Origin of the sequence: Jatrophihabitans sp., assembly GCF_036389215.1 — a bacterium.
Lineage (GTDB): Bacteria > Actinomycetota > Actinomycetes > Mycobacteriales > Jatrophihabitantaceae > Jatrophihabitans_A.
This window is the reverse complement of record NZ_DASVQG010000145.1, coordinates 1-5,484: the sequence shown is the minus strand read 5'-3', so window position 1 is coordinate 5,484 and position 5,484 is coordinate 1. Positions and strand designations below refer to the sequence as shown.

Genomic DNA, 5,484 nt, shown 5'->3' with positions numbered 1-5,484 from the left:
CCGGCCCGTCCCGACGGCCTGGGCGCCCTGGTGGCCGGCACCGTGCCGGTGCCGGCCTGCGCGGCGTGGGCACTCGGGATGGCCGCGGGCGGCGGGATCGCGGGCCAGCTCTCGCCGGGCTCGAACTGGCTATGGGCGCACTGGATCAGGGCGGCACTGGCGGTGCTCCTGGGCCTCACGGTGGCGGCGCTGCTGGCCTGGCAGTGCGTGCGCCGCTTCGGCGGCATCACCGGGGACGTGCTCGGAGCGGCGTGCGAGCTGGCGACCGCGGTGGCACTGCTGGCGCTGAGCACCACCTGAGCACCGCCTCCGCTACCGGACGTGGGAGGGCACGAACGGCAGCTTCACCACCCGGGCGGCCAGCTTGCGTCCGCGGACCTCGATCGACACCTCGCCGGACTCGCCCAGCTCGGCGCCGGAATCGATCAGCGCCAGGGCGATGCCCTGCTTCAGGGTCGGGGAGAACGTTCCCGAGGTGGTCTGACCGATCACGGCGCCGTCGGCGTCCAGGACGTTCATGTGCCCGCGCGGTACCCCCCGGTCGGTGACCAGCAGGCCGCGCAGCCGCCGGGCCGGGCCTGCCGCCTTCTCGGCCAGCAGCGCCTCGCGGCCCCAGAATGCCGGCTTCTGCCAGCCCACCGCCCAGGAGGAGCCGGCCTGTACCGGGCTGATCTGTCGGGTGAGGTCCTGGCCGTGCAGCGGGTAGCCCATCTCGGTCCGCAGGGTGTCGCGGGCGCCGAGGCCGGCCGGCATGCCGCCGAGGCCGCGGGCCGCCTCCACCAGCGCGTCCCAGAGCGCCGGCGCGTCCTGCCAGGACGGGATCAGCTCGTAACCGTGCTCGCCGGTGTAGCCGGTCCGGCAGACTCGCACCGGCCGGCCGTCGAAGTCGGTGTCGACGAAGCTGACGTAGTCGAGCTCCACCGGCAGGTGCAAGGCCTGCAGGACCTGCGGCGACTTCGGTCCCTGCACCGCCAGCACCGCGAAGTCCTCGTGCTGGTTGGTCACCGTGACCCCGTCGGGCGCGGCGGCGGCGAGCAGCCCGACCACCTCGTCGGCGTTGGCGGCATTGGGCATCAGGAACACCTGCTCGTCACTGACCAGGTAGCTGAAGACGTCATCGACAACGCCGCCGTCCTCGGCGCAGCACAAGGTGTACTGCGCCTGCCCCGGACCGATCTTGCCCAGGTCAGCGGTCAGGCAGGAGTTCACGAAGTCCCTGGCGCCGGGGCCGGCGACGGTGGCCTTGCCCAGGTGCGAGACGTCGAAGATGCCGACGGACGTCCGGACGGCGGTGTGCTCGGCGACCACGCCGCCTCCGGAGGCACCGTATTCGATGGGCATCTGCCAGCCACCGAAGTCAGCCATCTTGGCCCCGAGAGCGACGTGGCGGTCGTGCAACGGTGAACGGCGCAGCTCAGTCATGGCGCAACCGTACCGATCCCGTTGGCCGGACCGCAGCCGCGTCACGGCCGCGTCTACCGGTGTCGGACGGGCTAACCAGGAGCGTCGGCGGCTTAACATAGAGTTGCTTCATGATTTCGGTTTCCTTGATCGACGGCACAGCACCGTTGACCGCTGATGTGATCGTGGTGGCGACGGTCTCCACCGAGGACGGCGTGGCGCTGGCCGATGGCGCGGCCGGGGTCGATGCCGCGCTGGGCGGCGTCCTGCTGGCCGCGTTGCGGGCCGTCGAGGCCACCGGCCGGGCCGACGAGGCGATCAAGATCCCGACACTCGGCAAGAGCGGCACACCCCTGATCATCGCGGCCGGGCTGGGCAAGGGGGCACCCGGCATCCTCGATCCCGAAGCGGTACGCCGCGGCGTGGGAACAGCACTGCGCGGCGTGCAGTCGGCCAAGCGGGTGGCGGTGGCGATCGGCACCGGGACCGACCCTGAGCTGGTGGGCGCCATCTCCGACGGCGCGCTGCTGGGTGGCTACCGGTTCACCAAATACAAGCCCAGCGCCGAGCAGAACCCGTTGCGCCGGGTCGACATCGCGGTCTCCGAGCCCGCCCAGGCCGGTGCCAAGGCCGCGATCCGGCGGTCCCGGATCATCACCGAGGCCGTCAACAACACCCGCGACCTGGTCAACACCCCCGCCAATCACCTGAACCCGGTGACCTTTGCCAGCTACGCCCGCGAGCACGGCGAGGCAGCCGGGCTGGCCGTGGAGGTGCTCGACGAGCGCGCGCTCAAGCGGGGGCGCTTCGGCGGCATCCTCGCGGTCGGTGGTGGCTCCAGCACGCCGCCGCGACTGGTCCGGCTGAGCTACGCGCCGGCCCGGGCACGCGCCCGGGTCGCGCTGGTGGGTAAGGGGATCACCTTCGACACCGGCGGCCTGGACCTCAAGCACACCGGCATGGCAGACATGAAGTCCGACATGGCCGGGGCGGCGGCGGTCATCGAGTCGATCATCGCGGCGGCCCGGCTGAAGCTGCCGATCGCGATCACCGCCACCGTCCCGATGGCCGAGAACGCGGTGTCGGGCTCGTCCTACCGGCCCTCCGACATCCTGGTGATGCGCGACGGGCGCACCGTCGAGGTGGACAACACCGACGCCGAGGGCCGGCTGATCCTGGTCGACGCCATCCTGCGGGCCTGCGAGGACTCCCCCGACTACCTGATCGAGACGGCCACCCTGACCGGCGGCCAGGTGGTGGCGCTGGGCAACGGGATCTCCGGGGTGATGGGCAGCGACGACTTCCGCGACCGGGTGGTCGCCGCCGGCACCGCGGCCGGCGAGTCGTTGTGGCCGATGCCGTTGCCGGCCGCGCTGCGTAGCAGGCTGGACTCGCCGGTGGCCGACGTGGTGAACCTGCCCAAGGACCGCTCGGCGTCGATGCTGGTGGGTGGCACCTTCATCAAGCACTTCGTTCCGGACGGCCTGGACTGGGTCCACCTCGACATCGCGGGACCGGCGTTCCTGCAGTCGGCGTCGGGCTACAACTCCCAGGGCGGCACCGGCGTCATCGTCCGGACGATCGTGGCCAGCCTGACGGAGCTGGCGGAGAGCTAGTTCCGGCGGCGAGCCGGCGCAACGGCACGCACCGGGCAGCGCCCGCCCGGCTGCCCGGGTATGAAGGCGAAGTGACAAGATGGAAGCCGGTTCGGCACCGCGCCGGGCCGACTGGACTCACTGGTGACGATCGGGGCAGCCAAGCCCCGAGCTTGGAGACATTTTCGTGGCAGCCGAAGGGGCCGGGAACAACGTCGACATCGTGATCCTCGGTGGTGGCAGCGGTGGTTACGCCGCCGCGCTGCGCGCCGCGGAGCTGGGCAAGTCGGTGGTGCTGATCGAGAAGGACAAGGTCGGCGGCACCTGCCTGCATCGCGGATGCATTCCGACCAAGGCGCTGCTGCATGCCGGCGAGGTTGCCGACGCGGCCCGGGAGAGTTCGCAGTTCGGGGTCAACGCCACCTTCGACGGCATCGACATGGCCGGCGTCCACAAGTACAAGGACAGCGTCATCTCCAAGAACTGGAAGGGCCTGCAGGGGCTCATCCGCAGCCGTGGCATCACCATCGTCGAGGGTGAGGGCCGGCTCACCGGGCCCAAGCAGGTCACCGTCGCAGACCAGACCTACACCGGCGCCAACGTCATCCTGGCCACCGGCTCGTACTCCCGCACGCTGCCCGGCCTGGAGTTGGACGGCCGGCGGGTCATTGCCAGCGAGCACGCGCTGGGCCTGGACCACGTCCCGACCAGCGCCATCGTGCTGGGCGGCGGGGTCATCGGTGTCGAGTTCGCCAGCGCCTGGAAGTCCTTCGGTGCCGACGTGACCATCGTCGAGGCGCTGCCGCACCTGGTGCCGCTGGAGGACGAGGCCAATTCCAAGATGCTCGAGCGGGCTTTCCGGCGGCGCGGCATCGGCTTCAAGCTCGGTGCCCGATTCGAGCGCGTCGAGCACACCGACAGCGGCGTGAAGGTGCACCTGGCCGACGGCCAGGCACTGGAGGCGGAGCTGCTGCTGGTGGCGGTCGGGCGTGGGCCGACCTCGGCCGACCTCGGCTACGAGCAGGCCGGGGTGGCGATGGAGCGCGGCTTCGTCACCGTCGATGAGTACTGCCGTACCAGCGTGGAAGGCGTCTACGCCGTCGGAGACCTGATCCCCACGCTGCAGCTGGCCCACGTCGGCTTCGCCGAGGGCATCCTGGTGGCCGAGCACATCGCCGGCCTCCCGGTGGTGCCGATCGACTACGCCGGCGTCCCGCGGATCACCTATTCCAGCCCGGAGGTGGCCTCGGTCGGGCTCACCGAGGCGCAGGCGGTCGAGAAGTTCGGCGCCGACCAGGTCAAGACGGTGACCTACGACCTGTCCGGCAACGGCCGCAGCGCGATCCTGAACACCAAGGGCGCCGTGAAGCTGGTGGCCGAGCAGTCCGATGGCACTGTCGGCAGGGTGCTGGGCGTGCACATCGTCGGTGACCGGGTCGGCGAGCTGATCGCCGAGGCGCAGCTGATCTACAACTGGGAGGCACTGCCCAGCGAGGTCGCCCAGCTGATCCACCCGCACCCGACCCAGTCCGAGGCGATCGGCGAGGCTCACCTGCTGCTCGCCGGCAAGCCGTTGCACGTGCACGACTGACAAGCCGAAGACGGCGGGCCGGTGCCAGGCCCGCTGCGTCACGCCCTGAACCGACGATAGGAGCCAGAAGACATGCCGGTCTCAGTGACCATGCCGCGCCTCGGGGAGAGCGTGACCGAAGGAACCGTTACGCGCTGGCTGAAGCAGGAGGGCGATCAGGTCGCCGCCGATGAGCCGTTACTGGAGGTGTCGACGGACAAGGTCGACACCGAGGTGCCCTCGCCGGCCTCCGGCATCCTGACCTCCATCAAGGTCGCCGAGGACGAGACCGTCGAGATCGGCGTCGAACTGGCGGTCATCAGCGACGCCAGCGAGGCCTCGGACAGTTCCGGGCAGCAGGCTGAGCAGCCGGCCTCCGACGATTCCGCCGACCAGCCGGCCGATGAGTCCGCTGCCGCGCAACCGGCTGATCAGTCTGACGGCGCCCAGTCTGAGGCTGCCCAGTCTGACGGCGCCCAGTCTGAGGCTGCCCAGTCTGAGGCTGCCCAGTCTGAGGCTGCCCAAGCGGCTGCCCAGGCCAAGCCCGCGGACGAGCAGTCCACCGACGAGCAGGCACCGGACGAGCCGATCAGCGAGGCTGCACCCGAGGCAGGCTCGGCCGGCCCGTCGACCCAGCAGCCCGCCGCTCCTTCGGCACCCGCGGCTGCTCCGGCACCCGCGGCCGCTCCGGCCCCCGCGGCCGCTCCGGCACCGGCAGCCGCTCCCGCTCCGGCCGCCGCAGCCGCGCCGGCTGCACCGTCGGCTTCTGCCGCCGACTCGGCTCCGGCGTCGGACTACTCGGGCCGGGAGGCCAGCTCCGTCCCGGCCGGGGTCGACGACGACGAGGTCGCCGGCACCTACGTGACTCCCCTGGTCCGCAAGCTGGCCAGCGAGCATGGGGTCGACCTGAACTCGCTG

Annotated in this window: 5 protein-coding genes; 4 read left to right on the top strand and 1 reads right to left on the bottom strand. The window is 71.2% G+C overall.

Annotation, left to right across the window (positions count from 1 at the left end; translation table 11 throughout):
* Nucleotides 1-300, top strand: a 300-nt coding sequence (locus VF542_RS07305) for an adenosylcobinamide-GDP ribazoletransferase (RefSeq protein ID WP_408651038.1), incomplete at its 5' end; no start/stop codon positions are given.
* A 12-nt stretch (nt 301-312) separates the two neighbouring features.
* Here the strand turns inward: VF542_RS07305 and gcvT are convergent.
* Nucleotides 313-1,422, bottom strand: coding sequence for a glycine cleavage system aminomethyltransferase GcvT (gene gcvT / locus VF542_RS07300; protein WP_408651037.1), 1,110 nt, complete (start codon nt 1,420-1,422; stop codon nt 313-315).
* Between the two features lie 110 nt (nt 1,423-1,532).
* Between gcvT and VF542_RS07295 the strand changes: the two genes are divergently transcribed.
* From VF542_RS07295 to VF542_RS07285, 3 genes are all read left to right on the top strand, one after another.
* Nucleotides 1,533-3,017, top strand: coding sequence for a leucyl aminopeptidase (locus VF542_RS07295; protein ID WP_408651036.1), 1,485 nt, complete (start codon nt 1,533-1,535; stop codon nt 3,015-3,017).
* Nucleotides 3,018-3,183: 166 nt separating this feature from the next.
* A complete protein-coding gene (gene lpdA, locus VF542_RS07290) occupies nt 3,184-4,587 on the top strand; it encodes a dihydrolipoyl dehydrogenase (protein WP_408651035.1) in 1,404 nt (467 codons plus the stop codon).
* A 72-nt stretch (nt 4,588-4,659) separates the two neighbouring features.
* Nucleotides 4,660-5,484, top strand: an 825-nt coding sequence (locus VF542_RS07285; protein ID WP_408651034.1) for a biotin/lipoyl-containing protein, incomplete at its 3' end; no start/stop codon positions are given.

Coding starts and splice junctions, on each gene's coding strand:
- gcvT (WP_408651037.1), bottom strand. CDS start 1,422: ATGACTGAGCTGCGCCGTTCACCGTTGCACGACCGCCACGTCGCTCTC.
- VF542_RS07295 (WP_408651036.1), top strand. CDS start 1,533: ATGATTTCGGTTTCCTTGATCGACGGCACAGCACCGTTGACCGCTGAT.